This is a genomic window from Xenorhabdus sp. TH1 (assembly GCF_037260955.1).
Taxonomy (GTDB): Bacteria; Pseudomonadota; Gammaproteobacteria; order Enterobacterales; family Enterobacteriaceae; genus Xenorhabdus; species Xenorhabdus griffiniae.
In genome coordinates this window covers 2,439,972-2,455,113 of record NZ_CP147734.1, presented here as the reverse complement: position 1 = coordinate 2,455,113, position 15,142 = coordinate 2,439,972, and the positions used below count along the sequence as shown (strand labels likewise).

16 protein-coding genes and 1 other annotated feature are annotated in these 15,142 nt (G+C 41.8%); of the genes, 5 read left to right on the top strand and 11 right to left on the bottom strand.

From position 1 onward, the window contains the following. Positions 1-18: 18 nt before the first annotated feature. The 5 genes from hisB to hisL all read right to left on the bottom strand — a co-directional run bounded on the left by hisB (position 19) and on the right by hisL (position 4,660). The gene (gene hisB, locus WDV74_RS10780; protein ID WP_338882778.1) at positions 19-1,086 is read right to left on the bottom strand and encodes a bifunctional histidinol-phosphatase/imidazoleglycerol-phosphate dehydratase HisB; all 1,068 of its coding nucleotides are present in this window, start codon (positions 1,084-1,086) and stop codon (positions 19-21) included. Continuing rightward, complete coding sequence (hisC, locus tag WDV74_RS10775) at positions 1,083-2,201, bottom strand: histidinol-phosphate transaminase (RefSeq protein WP_338882777.1); 1,119 nt, start codon at positions 2,199-2,201, stop codon at positions 1,083-1,085. Before hisC ends, hisB begins: the two co-directional genes overlap by 4 nt. A 42-nt stretch (positions 2,202-2,243) precedes the next feature. Beyond that, on the bottom strand, positions 2,244-3,557 hold the full coding sequence (gene hisD / locus WDV74_RS10770) for a histidinol dehydrogenase (RefSeq protein ID WP_338882775.1): 1,314 nt from the start codon (positions 3,555-3,557) through the stop codon (positions 2,244-2,246). Positions 3,558-3,559: 2 nt separating this feature from the next. Beyond that, on the bottom strand, positions 3,560-4,459 hold the full coding sequence (hisG, locus tag WDV74_RS10765; RefSeq protein ID WP_338882774.1) for an ATP phosphoribosyltransferase: 900 nt from the start codon (positions 4,457-4,459) through the stop codon (positions 3,560-3,562). Positions 4,460-4,514: 55 nt separating this feature from the next. Further along, positions 4,515-4,637 (bottom strand) — a sequence feature (His leader region). Next, on the bottom strand, positions 4,613-4,660 hold the full coding sequence (hisL, locus tag WDV74_RS10760; protein ID WP_113967449.1) for a his operon leader peptide: 48 nt from the start codon (positions 4,658-4,660) through the stop codon (positions 4,613-4,615). It overlaps the preceding feature by 25 nt. 297 nt (positions 4,661-4,957) lie before the next feature. Between hisL and WDV74_RS10755 the strand changes: the two genes are divergently transcribed. Further along, positions 4,958-5,797 (top strand): SDR family oxidoreductase, encoded by an 840-nt coding sequence (locus WDV74_RS10755; protein WP_338882773.1) that lies wholly within the window; start codon positions 4,958-4,960, stop codon positions 5,795-5,797. Positions 5,798-5,816: 19 nt separating this feature from the next. Here the strand turns inward: WDV74_RS10755 and WDV74_RS10750 are convergent, their stop codons facing one another. Further along, positions 5,817-6,437, bottom strand: coding sequence for a glutathione S-transferase (locus WDV74_RS10750; protein ID WP_338882771.1), 621 nt, complete (start codon positions 6,435-6,437; stop codon positions 5,817-5,819). A gap of 152 nt (positions 6,438-6,589) precedes the next feature. Here WDV74_RS10750 and WDV74_RS10745 point away from each other — a divergent pair, with 152 nt between their 5' ends. Beyond that, entirely contained in the window at positions 6,590-7,798 is a 1,209-nt protein-coding gene (locus tag WDV74_RS10745) for a serine hydrolase (RefSeq protein ID WP_338882769.1), read from the top strand. A gap of 102 nt (positions 7,799-7,900) precedes the next feature. Here WDV74_RS10745 and WDV74_RS10740 read toward each other — a convergent pair whose 3' ends face one another. From WDV74_RS10740 to WDV74_RS10730, 3 genes are all read right to left on the bottom strand, one after another. Further along, the gene (locus tag WDV74_RS10740; RefSeq protein ID WP_338882767.1) at positions 7,901-9,208 is read right to left on the bottom strand and encodes an HAAAP family serine/threonine permease; all 1,308 of its coding nucleotides are present in this window, start codon (positions 9,206-9,208) and stop codon (positions 7,901-7,903) included. Between the two features lie 843 nt (positions 9,209-10,051). Then, positions 10,052-10,660, bottom strand: coding sequence for an undecaprenyl-diphosphate phosphatase (ybjG, locus tag WDV74_RS10735; RefSeq protein WP_338882766.1), 609 nt, complete (start codon positions 10,658-10,660; stop codon positions 10,052-10,054). 473 nt (positions 10,661-11,133) lie between these two features. Beyond that, positions 11,134-11,397, bottom strand: coding sequence for a GrxA family glutaredoxin (locus tag WDV74_RS10730; protein ID WP_338882765.1), 264 nt, complete (start codon positions 11,395-11,397; stop codon positions 11,134-11,136). 197 nt (positions 11,398-11,594) lie between these two features. Between WDV74_RS10730 and WDV74_RS10725 the strand changes: the two genes are divergently transcribed. The 3 genes from WDV74_RS10725 (at position 11,595) to rlmC (ending at position 13,665) form a co-directional block, all read left to right on the top strand. Next, positions 11,595-11,900: a YbjC family protein gene (locus WDV74_RS10725; RefSeq protein ID WP_338882764.1), complete on the top strand. Its 306-nt coding sequence runs from the start codon at positions 11,595-11,597 to the stop codon at positions 11,898-11,900. An 85-nt stretch (positions 11,901-11,985) separates the two neighbouring features. After that, entirely contained in the window at positions 11,986-12,507 is a 522-nt protein-coding gene (locus tag WDV74_RS10720; protein ID WP_338882763.1) for a YbjN domain-containing protein, read from the top strand. Between the two features lie 24 nt (positions 12,508-12,531). Beyond that, positions 12,532-13,665, top strand: a complete 1,134-nt coding sequence (gene rlmC / locus WDV74_RS10715; protein ID WP_338882762.1) for a 23S rRNA (uracil(747)-C(5))-methyltransferase RlmC — start codon at positions 12,532-12,534, stop codon at positions 13,663-13,665. Between the two features lie 87 nt (positions 13,666-13,752). On the opposite strand, the gene artM is transcribed toward rlmC, so the two are convergent. Together artM and artQ are read right to left on the bottom strand one after the other, a co-directional pair. Next, on the bottom strand, positions 13,753-14,421 hold the full coding sequence (artM, locus tag WDV74_RS10710; protein WP_338885588.1) for an arginine ABC transporter permease ArtM: 669 nt from the start codon (positions 14,419-14,421) through the stop codon (positions 13,753-13,755). Next, the gene (gene artQ, locus WDV74_RS10705) at positions 14,421-15,137 is read right to left on the bottom strand and encodes an arginine ABC transporter permease ArtQ (protein WP_338882760.1); all 717 of its coding nucleotides are present in this window, start codon (positions 15,135-15,137) and stop codon (positions 14,421-14,423) included. The genes artM and artQ overlap by 1 nt, the downstream gene beginning before the upstream one ends. Positions 15,138-15,142 lie beyond the last annotated feature (5 nt).

Genomic DNA, 15,142 nt, shown 5'->3' with positions numbered 1-15,142 from the left:
GTTTCCTTTACACCTTTCCTATAAAACACCTTTGGAACTCGGCAAAATATCGCCCTCTACGCGAATAGCTTGACGTAACGTTCGGCCAAACACTTTAAACAGGCTTTCTGCCCGATGGTGATCATTCTTGCCTTTAGTTTTCAGGTGTAAGGTGCATCCCATTGTGTAAGAGAGAGAACGGAAAAAATGCTCGATCATTTCTGTACTCAAATCACCAACCCGTTGGTGTTTAAATTCAGCTTTATATTCAAGATGTGGGCGACCGGAAATATCCAGGGCACAGCGAGCAAGGCATTCATCCATTGGTAGCATAAAACCAAATCTGGCAATACCGCGTTTATCCCCCAGTGCTTGCTTTAAAGCTTCTCCCAGTGCGAGGCCGGTATCTTCAACAGTATGATGATCGTCAATATAGAGATCACCCTTGACTTGGATATTCATGCGGAAGCCGCCATGAGTTGCGATCTGATCCAGCATATGGTCGAAAAAACCGACGCCCGTATTGATACGACTTTCTCCTTCACGATCCAACCAAATTTCAATATTGATAGCGGTCTCTTTGGTTTTTCTTTCAACATGGGCATGGCGATCTTTACGGGTCAGTTGTTGACAAATGATCGGCCATCCTAGTGATTCGGGTTGGTAGCGAATGCCCTTGATCCCCATATTTTGGGCTAATTGTAGATCGGTTTCCCGATCACCGATGACGTAACTGTTGTCAGTATCAATGGCATTGTCTGCCAAATATTTTTGTACCAACCCAAGTTTAGGCTTACGGCAGTGACAGTGATCTTCTGGTTTGTGTGGGCAGATCAACACCTCTTCAAAATGGATACCTTGTGAAGTGAAAACTTGCATCATCAAGGCATGAGGTGGCTCAAAATCCGTTTGTGGAAAACTAGCTGTACCTAACCCATCCTGATTAGTGATCATCACTAACTTATAATTGGCTTTTTGCAGGGCAAGTAAGGCAGGGATAACACCAGCTTCAAAAGCCAATTTATCAAGGCGATCAACTTGATAATCACTGGGTGGTTCGGTGATCAATGTTCCATCGCGGTCAATAAAAAGCATTTTCTGGCTCATGGATTTTCAGTTTCCTTGATTTGTTGAGGTTGGTCGGAAAGTGCACTAATGGCACGAATCAGTTGTTCACATTCATTCCGGTTGCCGACGGTAATGCGCAGGCAATTTGTTAATCCTGGTTGTTTACGCTGGTCACGCAAGATGATCCCTTGTTCCCATAGCGTCTTAAATACAAGCTCTGCATCGGTAAATTTCACCAAAATATAGTTGGTTTCACTTGGAAATACGTTTTCAACCAACGCCAGTTTACTGAGGGCTTGCTGGAGATAAGCCCGATTGTTGATGATCTCTGCCACACGATTTCTCATTGTTGCAATACCTGCTTTCGTAAGTGCTTGTGCCGCGATATCAGCAACAGGCGTCGCCAGTGGATAAGGGGCAATCACTTTTAGCATCAGTGCGATGATATCGGCAGAGGCCAGCGTAAATCCACAACGTAATCCAGCCAAAGCAAAAGCTTTCGAGAGAGTTCGCAAAATAACTAAGTGAGGATAGTCATGTAGCCAATGGGTGGTAGCATGGGTAGTTGTATATTGTGGGTAAAATTCAATATAGGCTTCATCAATAGCAACGATGGCGCGGTTACGGGCTAATTCAAGGATCTGGCGTAATGCCGCAGGATCAATCAGGTTGCCTGTCGGATTGTTGGGGCTACAGATATAGATTAGCTTGACGCGATCCAGATTATTTTTGATAGCGGCAATATCTGGTTGCCAGTCGGCACTGGCAGGAATTTTTTTCTGTTCTACACCGAAAGTTTCGGCGCTAACACTGTACATACCGTAGGTTGGCGGGCAAAACAGGACCGCATCGCGCCCTGGCTCGCAGAAAACGCGGATCAGCAGTTCGATAGATTCATCGGCTCCACGGCTGACAAGAACTTGCTCCGGTTGCAGGCCAGCATAATCGGCATAACGTTGAATGACGGTTGCTGGTTGGCATTCAGGATAGCGATTGAGTGTATTTTCGGTGAGTTGGAAATCGGGGGCGATGGGATACTCATTCGCATTTAACCAAACATCACCACGACCACCCAGACGGCGGGCAGACATATAAGGGACTAATTTGCGAACGTTTTCTCTTGCCAATGAATTGATATCAAAAACTGTACTCATGATTGTTCCTTAATTTTTTATGGCTATCAAACCCCGTGGTTCTCAGTCTGCATTATTCAAGACTGCCATACGTAATGTAACGGCATTTTTGTGCGCGATAAGTTGTTCGGCCTGTGCCAGTGTTTCGATTGTGGGGGCGAGTTTTTTTAATCCTTGCGGCGTGATCCGTTGGACGGTCATTCTTTTCAGGAAATCAGCCAGACCGAGACTGGAATAGGTTGAAGTATAGCCGTAGGTAGGCAGAACGTGATTGGTGCCGGAAGCGTAATCTCCGGCGGATTCAGGCGACCAGTCGCCAAGAAAAATAGAGCCGGCGTTGGTAATCTGCACAACCAGTTGTTCAGGCTGACGAGTTTGGATGATCAAGTGTTCTGGACCATATTGGTTGCTGATTGCGACGCACTGGTCTAGATCTTGCGTAATAATTATCCGGCTGGTTTGCAAGGCTTGAATTGCGATCTGCTGGCGTGGCAAGGCTATGAGTTGGGTTTCAATTTCATGGATAACTTTTTTAGCTAAATTTTCATCGGGAGTTAGCAATATCACTTGGGAATCGGGGCCGTGTTCTGCCTGTGAAAGTAGATCTGCTGCGGTAAATACGGGATTGGCTCCGCTGTCAGCGATAACCAATACTTCGGACGGGCCTGCGGGCATATCGATTGCCGCGCCGTCAATCTGTTGGCTGACCTGACGTTTGGCCTCTGTTACCCACGCATTTCCAGGACCAAAAATTTTGTCTACTTTGGCAACGGATCCTGTTCCGAATGCCATTGCGGCAATCGCCTGAGCACCACCGATTTGAAATATTTCGCTGATCCCACAGAGTTGTGCAGCATAGAGTATTTCATCGGCAATAGGGGGAGGAGAACACAAGATAACTTTACGGCAACCTGCAATGTTGGCGGGCGTACCTAACATTAATACGGTTGAGGGCAGGGGAGCAGATCCGCCAGGAATATAGAGTCCAACCGAATCTATTGGGCGTGTAACTTGTTGGCAGCGAACTCCGGGCAATGTTTCGACGTCAATTTCTGCCGGTTTTTGTGCTTCGTGGAATTGCCGGATATTGTTCATAGCCTGTTGCATAGCTTGCTTAATTTCTGGGGGCAGACGAGCTGCGGCTGCATCTACTTCGTTGGCAGAAATTCGGATGGTTTCAACAATGGTTTTGTCGAAACGTTGGCTAAACTCTTGTAATGCCTGATCGCCTCGTGTTTTCACGGTTGCCAAAATCTGTTTCACTGTATCGGCAATATCGTCGGATGCGGCAATAGCCGGACGGGTTAGCAATATTTTTTGTTGTTCTGGCGTACATGCTTGCCAGCGAATGATGGTTTTAAAATTAGTGTTCATCAAAGTTACTCCATCATTTTTTCAATTGGCAGCACCAGAATAGAACTGGCACCTAATGCCTTGAGTTTCTCCATCGTTTCCCAGAACAGGGTTTCACTACTGACCATATGCATGGCTACGCGATTTTGGGCGCCTGCCAGCGGCAAGATCGTGGGACGTTCTGCACCTGGCAGCAGGGAGATAATCTCTTCCAACTTATCGTTGGGGGCATGTAGCATGATGTATTTGGATTCTCGTGCCTGAATGACGCCTTGGATACGGAGCATCAGTTTGTCAATAAGCTGCTGTTTGGCTTCTGATATCTCTCCGTCACGTTGGATCAAACAGGCTTTTGACCGATAAATAACCTCAACTTCCCGTAAACCATTGGCTTCCAACGTGGCACCTGTGGAAACTAAATCACAGATAGCGTCTGCAAGCCCTGCACGGGGGGCAACTTCGACTGAACCATTGAGAAGACAGGGTTTAAAGAAAATGCCTTTTTGGTCGAAATAGCGTTTCAATAAGTGTGGATAGGAGGTTGCGATACGGGCATCTTGCAGGCATTCCACGTTGGTATAATCGCAATCGAAAGGCATTGCCAGGGAAAGCCTGCAATCGCCAAAATCGAGGCGGCGTAATATCAGATAGCGAGGATCTTCTCCTTGTGCCTGGCGAGTCAGTAGCTCTTCTTCAAGCACGTTTGCCCCAATAATGCCCAGATCGACAACTCCATCCATCACGAGGCCCGGAATATCATCATCACGGACACGTAGAATGTCGATAGGCATATTTTCAGCGAATGCGATCAGGCGCTGTTGCTGTAAGTTAATTTTGATACCGCAACTCGCCAACAATGTTCTGGAGTCATCGCTCAGACGGCCTGATTTTTGAATAGCGATACGTAAGCGTGTTTTATCTAGCATATTGTGTTTTGTCCTATTTCAAGGTTCAGTTAGTCATTAATTTTTAAAAATCAGAAACAAAAAACCCCCGGAAGATCTTCCGAGGGTTTTTTATCGTACTCATTCCACCGGAAGACGGGTTAAATGTCTTCCAGCACACAACAACCTGAAAGACTAGTCAGGATGATGGTGATGATGATGGTTAAACTGAATACGGTTCATATATGCGAATTCTCTATTTTTCTTACAAAAAAAGTTTTATACAAAAATATGCTGCACTGAATAATGGCGGTACGTAACGTTATGTTTGTGACTAAGGATTGGTTGCTTGTTGTTTAACCTATACGATCTTGTGTATAAAAAGCAAACTTTATTTTAAAGGAGATGTTTGTTTCTTAATAACTAATTGTTTTTAAATAAAAATGTGTTTTGTTGCTATTAAACGAATATATGAGTAATGTTAGCCGTGGTTATGTAATAGCCTAAAAATCAAAATGGCATTGCTTTTGGGAGGGTAGGGTGAGAAAAGTTTCCATTATTGGATTAGGGTGGTTAGGAATGCCATTGGCACAAGCACTACAAAGCGAGGGAATGCAGGTAGTTGGTAGCAAAACAACACCAGATGGTGTTGAAGCGGCGTGTATGTGTGGAATAGATTGTTACCAACTAAATTTGGAGCCTCAGCTTGTGTGCGGTGCAGATGATCTTGATCAGCTGATGTCTGTTGATGTGCTGGTTTTGACATTGCCTGTTAGTGGTGTTGCTGGTGGCGGGAAGGAATATGTAAAAGCAGTACAACTGGTTGTTGATACTGCACTTTCGTATTCGGTTCCACGGATTATTTTCACCAGTTCTACTTCAGTTTATGGTTCATCTGTGGGTTATCTCAATGAAGATGAGGCTGTGTCCCCTGAAACTGAGTCAGCCAAGGCACTGGTTGAATTGGAAAACTGGCTGCATCAATTACCTAATACATCGGTCGATATCTTGCGTCTTGCCGGACTGGTGGGCAATGGGCGTCATGCAGGGCGTTTTCTCGCTGGAAGGAAGGCACTCAGTGGAGGAGAAAGTGCGGTCAATTTGGTACATCAAGACGATGCTATTTCTGCCATTAAGCTTCTTATTCAACAACCACAAGGCGGGCATCTTTTTAATTTGTGTGCACCAATACACCCAAAAAGAGCCGAGTTTTATCAGTCAGCCAGTCGCCAGCTCGATCTGACGCCGCCAGAATTTTTACAGTCAGAAAACGCAGAAATCGAAATGAAGGCGGAGAAAATCGTTGATGGTAGCCGCATCTGTCGGGAACTAGGGTTTGAGTATCAGTTCCCAGATCCCGGCAGAATGCCAATGAGTTAATGAAATACCAGGTAAAACCTCAGATTATTTCTATCATAACAATTTTTCTGAAAGCGGGTCTTTCGGTCAGCAATTGATACCAGCGCTCTAAGTTTGGCAGGGATGGACGCTCTATTTCTACGTTTAGCCATAAATAAGCCAGTGGTGCCAGGGCAATATCAGCCATACTAAATTTGTTGCCGGAAAGGTATTGCTGAGTGCTTAGAGTGTCATCGACAATTCTTAGCCATTTTTCAATCTCTGCTAACAATTGGCTGATGATTTTAGGGTCACGTTGATCTGCCGGTGTTCTGACAAAGTTGATCATAAATTGTTTAATCGGAGGGAAGAAGTTGCAACCAACCCAATCCATCCATTTTTCAACACTGGCTCTTTCTTGAAGATCGGCGGGGTAAAGCGTGTCTTTGCCGAATTTCGCCGCAATATAGCGAACAATCGCGTTGGATTCCCATAAGATAAAATCGCCTTCTTGCAAACAAGGAATAACTGCATTGGGATTCATACGCAGGTATTCAGGATCGTTGAGTTTGCCAAATTTGCCACCAACATCCATTTGTTGATATGGCACATTTAGCTCTTCCAGACACCAAAGCACTTTTTTCACGTTTGATGAATTTTTACGGCCCCAAATTGTCAACATCATTTTTTCCTTAATGTCAGTATGTTTTTAACGATTGATAATATGACAATAAAACTAGTTGAATAACAGAAAAATCTTTACGTTATTGGGTTGGAGTCTTCTTTCATAACATCCTATATTAATAGGGCTTTAGTAGAGAAAAAGGGCGAACGATGATGAAAAAAAGACAGCAGATATCGATAATTAAATCTTTTACTTTTGGCCTGGGTTTTTTTTGGTTAGCGAGTGTCAATGTATACGCAATGGAGCAGCCCACAACACCTGAAATTGATGCAAAAGCCTATGTGTTGATGGATTATGCCAGTGGAAAAATCCTGGCCTCAAATAACGCAGATGAGCGGTTAGACCCCGCCAGTTTGACAAAAATAATGACCAGTTATGTTGTCGGGCAGGCAATCAAATCAGGGAAAATTTCCATAGAAGATATGGTAACTGTTGGTAAAGATGCCTGGGCTACAGGTAATCCAATACTTCAGGGATCATCGTTGATGTTTTTGAAACCGGGTGACAGAGTTAAGGTGATTGATCTGAACCGCGGTGTGGTCATCCAATCAGGTAATGATGCCAGTATTGCACTCGCGGATTATGTCGCAGGCAGCCAAGATGTTTTCGTTGATTTGATGAATAAGTACTCAGAAACACTAAAATTGACGAACACTCATTTCAAGACAGTACATGGTTTGGATGCCGCAGGGCAGTATAGTACTGCTCGTGATATGGCACTTTTAAGTCAGGCAATGATCCGTGATGTACCAGAAGAATATGCCTTGAATAAAGAAAAAGAGTTCACTTTTAACAACATCCGACAGCCTAATCGCAATCGCTTGTTGTGGAATAAAAACATGAATGTGGATGGTGTCAAAACCGGACACACCAGCGGTGCAGGCTATAATCTTGTTGCATCGGCAACTGAAGGGCCAATGCGTCTGATTTCAGTGATATTGGGCGCTCCTAGTGATCGCATACGTTTTTCTGACAGTGAAAAACTTTTGTCATGGGGATTTCGTTTTTATGAATCAGCGACACTGTTAAAGGCCAGTGATACTTTGGTGACGGAGAAAGTATGGTATGGGACTCGACCAGAAGTTGCATTGGGAGTGGAAAAAGATGCTTCCGTGATAGTTCCTCGTGGACAAGTCGGGAATTTGAAAGCGAGCTTTACCCTAGATAATACCTCGCTTGAGGCACCATTAGCTCAGAACCAAGTGGTGGGTACGGTGAACTTTCTATTGAACGATAAAGTCATTGACCAGCGTCCGCTGGTTGTTAAAGAAGCAGTGGAAGAAAGTGGTTTTTTTGGACGTATGTGGGATTTCGTTGTAAAAACGGTTATTGGTTGGTTTAACTCGATCTTTGGTTAACCTGTACTGATTAACATCTAAAATGAAAAAATGCCAGTCGATTTTTTGATGACTGGCATTTTTTAGGTGCTACTGCCGAAGAAAGTAGCTCATGGATTTTGATTACATAACTGAGTAAATTGCCGCTGAAATAGCAATTGAGCCGGTCACAATGACAAAAATATTGCTTGGTTTACCTGCATATTTGCGCATAGCCGGAACCTTTTTGATTGCATACATTGGCATGATAAACAGGATCATCGCAATAACAGGTCCACCCAGTGACTCAATGATATTGAGGATGCTTGGGTTAAGTGTAGCGACAAGCCAAGCACTTAGCAGCATAAAGAGGCTAGTGATACGATTCAGCGTTTTATGCTGAATAGTCTTGCCACTCGTGTTTATCATTGCTTTGTTCACAATACCGTTAAAACCTTCACGGGCACCCAGGTAATGGCCGAGGAAAGACTTGGTAATGGCAATAAAAGCGATAAACGGAGCAATATATTCAATAACTGGTACACGGAAATGGTTAGCCAGATAGGACAGAATAGTGATGTTCTGTGCTTTTGCTTCTGCCAGGTTTTCCGGTGATAAGCTCAGTACGCAACTGAAAACAAAGAACATGACTGTCAGCACCATCATGATATGAGCATAGGCCAGAATGCGTGAACATTTTTTCTCTGCGTGTTCACCATATTCTTCACGCTTTGCAACTGCGAATGCTGAGATGATTGGGGAATGGTTAAAGGAGAAGACCATAACAGGGATCGCCAACCACAGAGTAAATAGCAAACCATTATTGCTTGTCGCAGATAAGGTACTATCTTGCGACAGGCTATCAAAGATAGCAGTGTTCCAGTGAGGGATTAAGTACAAGGCTAACAGCATCAAAACGGTGACGAATGGGAATACCAATACACTCATAGCCTTAACGATGGCTTTCTCACCAAAACGGATGATGCTCATCACACCCAGAAGCAATACCAATGCTAGCAATGCACGTGGTGGAGCATCTATCTGTAGCTGATTGACAATAAAGCTCTCTACTGTATTGGTCAGTGCAACACTGTACACGAGCAGAATAGGATAGATAGCAAAAAAATAGAGGACGGTGATCAGAAAGCCAGCAACTTTACCAAAATGTTCTTCTACCACGCCGGTGATATCATCACCACTGCTTTTACCAGATAAAACAAAACGGCACATTCCACGATGTGCAAAAAATGTCATGGGAAGGGCAAGAATTGCCATGATAATGAGTGGAATTAAACCACCAATACCTGCATTGATGGGAAGAAACAAAACGCCGGCACCAATCGCTGTGCCATATAATCCGAGCATCCATACTGTGTCTGATTTACGCCAGGTAGTGTGATTGCTTTTGCTGGAAGCAGAGGATGCTATCGAACCTGCTTGAGATGTGTCCATAAGTATCTCCGAAATAACGCGGTAAAGTAAAATTTAAAAACTACTAAACCCGTACATTAATTAAATGCACGAGTTGGATTTTTATATGAATAATAAGTTGCCTGAAATATGTTCATTTAAAACAAAGGATCTTCAACTCATCAGCTTTGTCTAAATCCAAAAAACTTAACCCCTGACTTTTGGTAGGGGAAATATAGTTATTTTCAGTGAAATGTACCGTGATCACTCTCGCAATTGCAAGATTTATATAAAAAAGGAAAATTGTTACAGATATTTATCTAAATGTTGAATAAATATTAAATAAAATAAAATGCGATTTTTGTTAAAGAATATATCATTATTTTTATTTTAAATTCTAATACCTATCTGACTTATCCCTTAATAATGTTCACATATTAATAAAGTTTTCTTTTTTCGTGTTTGAATAAGCCTGGAATTGAACTATAAATGCCAATATTTCTATCTTGATATATCTCTATTTATAGCTTAATTTTCATTAACTTTTTGATAAATAATATAAATTTTTTGCATAAAATATGGAGTTTATTTGTTGAATGAAAATGTGTTTAGTATTGATTATGCTTTAATAAGAGTTTTATAGATAATCAAGTGTTGTGTGTGAAATTTGTTCTTTAACTCTGTGTTAATGAAGAAATGGTAATCATTTTATAGTTATGTATTGTTAAATATAACGAAGGATTTCATTCTGGTATTTAAAACCACTTATGGAGAGTAGAATAAATGTTAAAAAATTTCTTGAACAAAATAACCCCATATTTTCTTTATGGTTATTGATTGTGGCCAGCCATATAGAATATATGGCTGGTGTATATTTAGATTTGATTAACTTTTTACCCATCCTTTTCTGATAAAAAATGCGCAGCAGAATTGGTAGAGCCGAGTGAGTTTGTTTTGTAAATATTCTCCATATTGGCTCCAGAAGATTTGGGAAAAAGCACAGCCTAATAGGCTTACTAAAAATGCACCAACCATGTCAATTGGCCAGTGAACGCCCACATAGACACGAGACCAAGCAATGGAACAGGCGATGGCCATCAGGCATAAACCTGACCAAACGCGGTGCCAAAATATAAATGCCAGAGCAAAAGTAAAGACGGCTGTGCCGTGGTTACTGGGAAAGGATTCTGTGGGAGCATGGTAGAGAAAATTATGGCCAAAACCTTCAACAAATGGCCGTGCATGTGGAACCATCACCCCGATGATATAGGAGATCGCCATGCCAAAAGCAAAAGCAATGCAAGATTTACTGACAACGACGCGTTGAGATGTGATGGCTCTTTCTTTTCCCCATAGCCAGCAAATGGCCAATGTAATGGGATAAATCAGTACGCAATATTTCGCTATAAAGATAGCAAGCGAAATCATTGTTGGTGATGAATCTGGAGTTGCATTGATAAAAGTAAACAGATTGTGGTTAAGTTGTTCTAGCAAAGTAAGCCTCACAAGCGAAATATTTACGTAAGCAGGGTAATTTTATTTTATCAACTTATTGTTAACAAATTTTTTTTACATAAAAAATGATTACATTGATTCATAATTTTATTTAATGCTCGTTGATGTTGCATGTGTAAATAATATAGAGATCATAATAGTAATGGAAGATAACCACTATCTTGTAACTAACTAGTGACTAACAAAAAACCCGATAGTCTTTAACCAAAGTGGATGACTATCGGGCTCCTCAATATGGGGACATCAAAGAAAAGCAGTGGCAATAATTAAGACTGCATTATGATGTGAAAGTTCTCATCCTCGAGAAAAAAATCGAAAAATTTTTCAGGAAGGTGGGATTTTTTCGAAGAGCAATGTATGGTTAAGGCACCCGCTATTCAGCAGGAGAAGGGTTTCCAGCTGGATAGCGGTTTTTTTGACGGCTGATTTTTTTAACTAATTATAGGGTTCAATTACTTGTATAGTTCCAGATTTTCTTTGGCATAAGCTTCAAAATCCGTACAGCCACCAATATGTTTTTCGTCAATGAAGATCTGGGGAACAGTTTCAACAGGTTTACCTACCGTTTTTGATAAGTCGTTTTTGGTGATATTTTCAGCCCAGATATCGACGTAGCGATAATCAAAGTCGTCACGCTCTTTTTTTAGTTTCTCAGCGAGTTCTTCAGCTCGAACGCAGTAAGGACAACCAGGGCGACCAAAAATGACAGTGTACATATAAACTCCTTAGTGGTAATGATCATGAACATTCATAAAATGTCATCTGGGGTTACTATGCCTGCAAGTATTAACAAAAAAAAGCAGGAATTGCCTTTTGTTGTAATTAGTCCTGCCGATAAACGGAATTCAGGTATGATAGGCTTATTGAGTAACGGAAAGTCTGTTTTTAGGCTGAACAGGTTAGAAGAATAAAAATGATCCCATCAAAAGAGATGCGCTCATTGGCTGACATGCCTAAGTTAGTCATTTTATTGGAAGTATTGGGAATCGGGCTATTGATTCTGGCTTACTTGTCAATCACTGATAGCATAATTTTATCACCTTTATTAATGACGACGGAAGCACACATTGCTATGATTTTATTAGGTATCGGTTGCTTGATTCCAGCAGCTATCCATATTATCTGGCGTGCAGTCTATAATCTTTCCTTTTTGGGAATTGATCATAAGAAAGCGGATAAAAACCATCAGATTGTCACTGATGATGAAAAAACAAAATAGGTTAATTATTGTACGCATGGCTACTTGCTGAAGAGTTTTCTTAGGTAGCACATGTGTAACTTCTCGGTCATATGAGGTTAATTCGATGGATTCTATGGTTATTCCCGATTTGTCAATTTTGCGTACGTGGCTTGAACAGCTCAAAATTTCTTATTTTGAGAATGATTCAGGCTCAGTCTTGCATTTGCCTCATATGCAGAATATCGATGGCTTGTTTGATGCTAAGCTCGACCTGTTGGGTGATGTAGTATTGTTTTCTGCTTTGGCTGAAGTCAGGCCAACTGCGATAATTCCATTGGTTGCTAATTTGAGTCAGGTTAATGCGTGTTCTCTTACTGTGAAAGCATTTATTGATATTCAGGATGAAAGTTTACCTAAGTTGATTGTTTGTCAGGCTTTCCCTATTGCTGCCGGAATGACTTTCAGACAATTTTCCAATTTTATACAGCAGGGTGAAGAGCAAATTGCAAATGTGATTTTTGAAATTCACAGCAATAATCTTCTCTATGTCAATCATGATATGGAAAATGAGAGAGAAGTTGAAGATGAAGTTGAAGATGACGAGTCCTTAACTTCAACGAAAACATCAACATTTACTTTGCACTAATATTTTTTGATACGGTTTTTTACGATGCAATGTGCGCAGTATACCGCGGGGCATTGTCACTCCTGCCAGTGGCTCGATAAGTCCTATTCACAGCAATTATATGATAAACAACAACATTTAAAGCAACTTTTACAGGAAGGGTTAGTAGTACATTGGTTGTCGCCAGTAAGTAGCAAAACAAGTGAGTTCCGTAATAAAGCCAAGATGGTAGTAAGTGGCAGTGTTGAGCGTCCATTGCTTGGTATGTTGCATCGTGATGGCAGAACGGTAGATCTTTGTGACTGTCCATTGTATCCAAAATACTTTCAGGCAGTATTTGTAGTCATAAAAACATTTATCGCCAAAGCCGGATTAGTTCCGTACAACGTTGAACGTAGGAAAGGGGAGTTAAAATATCTTCTTCTGACGGAAAGTCGTGCTAATGGCGAAATAATGCTGCGTTTTGTCTTGCGTTCGGAAACAAAGCTAGCCCAATTAGAGCGTGCTTTGCCTTGGCTAAAGGAACAATTGCCACAAGCAACAGTGATTTCCGCTAATATTCAGCCAACCCATATGGCGATCATGGAAGGTGAGAAGGAAATCATTTTTACCGAACGTAAGATGTTACAGGAAACTTTTAACGGTATTCCGTTATACATTCGCCCGCGTAGTTTTTTTCAGACCAATCCAGAGATTGCTTCAGCGCTGTATGCAACAGCGGGGCGCTGGGTTAGGGAACTAAACATTGACAGTATGTGGGATCTGTTTTGCGGTGCAGGCGGTTTTGGTTTGCATTGTGCAGATAAAAAGACCCGACTGACAGGGATTGAGATCAGTGCGGAAGCGATTAGTTGTGCCAAAAGTTCTGCCAAAAGCCTGGGGTTAGAACAGGTGGATTTTCAGGCATTGGATTCCACTCATTTTGCCCTTGATAAATCACAATTACCTGAGTTAGTGTTGGTAAATCCTCCTCGAAGAGGAATTGGTAAAGAGTTATGTGAATACCTTAGCCGGATGGCTCCTAAATTTGTTCTCTACTCGAGCTGTAATGCTCAGACGATGGCGAAAGATATTACTATGCTTAAACAATATCGAATAGAAAAAGTACAGTTATTCGATATGTTTCCTCATACCGAACATTATGAAACTTTGGCACTGTTAGTTCTCAATGTAAATTAGTGACTTTTTTATCGTGATTATCCCGTGATAACGATAGGTTATCACGGGCTGGAATGGTGAAATCAGATAATTAAGTATGAATGTTGATTAATGACGATGTTCAAATGATAAGGCCCGCTGTTCAATTATACGCATCAGAAGTGTCAAAAGGCCATTTATGCAAAGGTAAATAATACCCGCGGCAATAAATACCGTGGCATCATAACTCCGCCCAAATTGAAGCTGGCTATATCCCATAATGTCTAATAAGGTGATTGTACTGGCCAGTGAGCTGCTTTTGAAAATCAGCACAACTTCATTGGAATAGGAAGAAAGTGCCCGTTTAAAAGCATAAGGTAACAAAATGCGCATAGAGTGCACTTTGGACATACCGAGAGCTTGGCAAGATTGCCATTGTCCGGCAGGAATTGCTTTGACAGCCCCATAAAATAGCTGGGTTGAGTAAGCTGCACTATTCAACGTAAGTGTAACCATTGCACATAGCCACGGCTCTGACATAAGTTGCCATAACCACGGATATTCTTTGAGTGTTGGAAATTGCCCCGGCCCATAGTAGATCAAGAAAAACTGAACAAGGAGTGGGGTTCCGGTAAATAGTGTGATATAGCCTCTTACCAATTGAGAAAGTACAGGTAACTTCATTGTCAGGATCATGGTCAAGACAATGGAGAGCGTGAATGCCGCCAGTAATGCTGAGAAAGTCAAACTGAGACTGGTTTGCAAGCCAGGTAAAATTTCCTTGATATATTCAATCATCATGAGGCACTCCCTTCAAAATGGGTGGCGCGCATTTCAAGCTGTTTGAGAATAAATTGGCTGATTAATGTGATTACCAGATAAATCACAGCAACAATTATGTACCATGTGAACGGCTCTTGAGTTCGAGTTGCGATACTTTTGGTTTGTAACATCAGATCATTAACGCTGATCAATGAAACTAGGGCAGTATCTTTTAATAAAACTAGCCATTGATTACCAAGCCCTGGCAGGGCATGGCGCCACATTTGAGGCATAATCAAGCGAAAAAAGATGCGACTTTGGCTTAACCCCAGCGCTTGCCCAGCTTCCCATTGCCCTATGGGGACGGCTTTTAGTGCTCCCCGTAGTGTTTGTGAAGCATAAGCAGAATAGAGCAGAGATAGGGCAATAACCCCGCACAGAAAAGGACTGACATCAAAGTTATCAATTTCCATCTGTATTCTAAAGTGCCAGACAATGAGATTGATATCAAAACCGTCCGATAATGTAATGAGGAGTTGGGAACTGCCAAAATAGATGAAGAGAACAACTAAAATTTCAGGCAATCCCCGAACTAAGGTAACCCAGCAGGAACCTAAAAAAGCAATAGGTTTCCAGCGAATAGATTCCCACGCAGCCAAAAACATCGCCAGAACTAAGCCGACGATAAGCGAAGAAATGGCAAGGCCGACAGTAATTCCGGCGGCATTGATTAAAGAGAGAAATTCATTCATTGGGA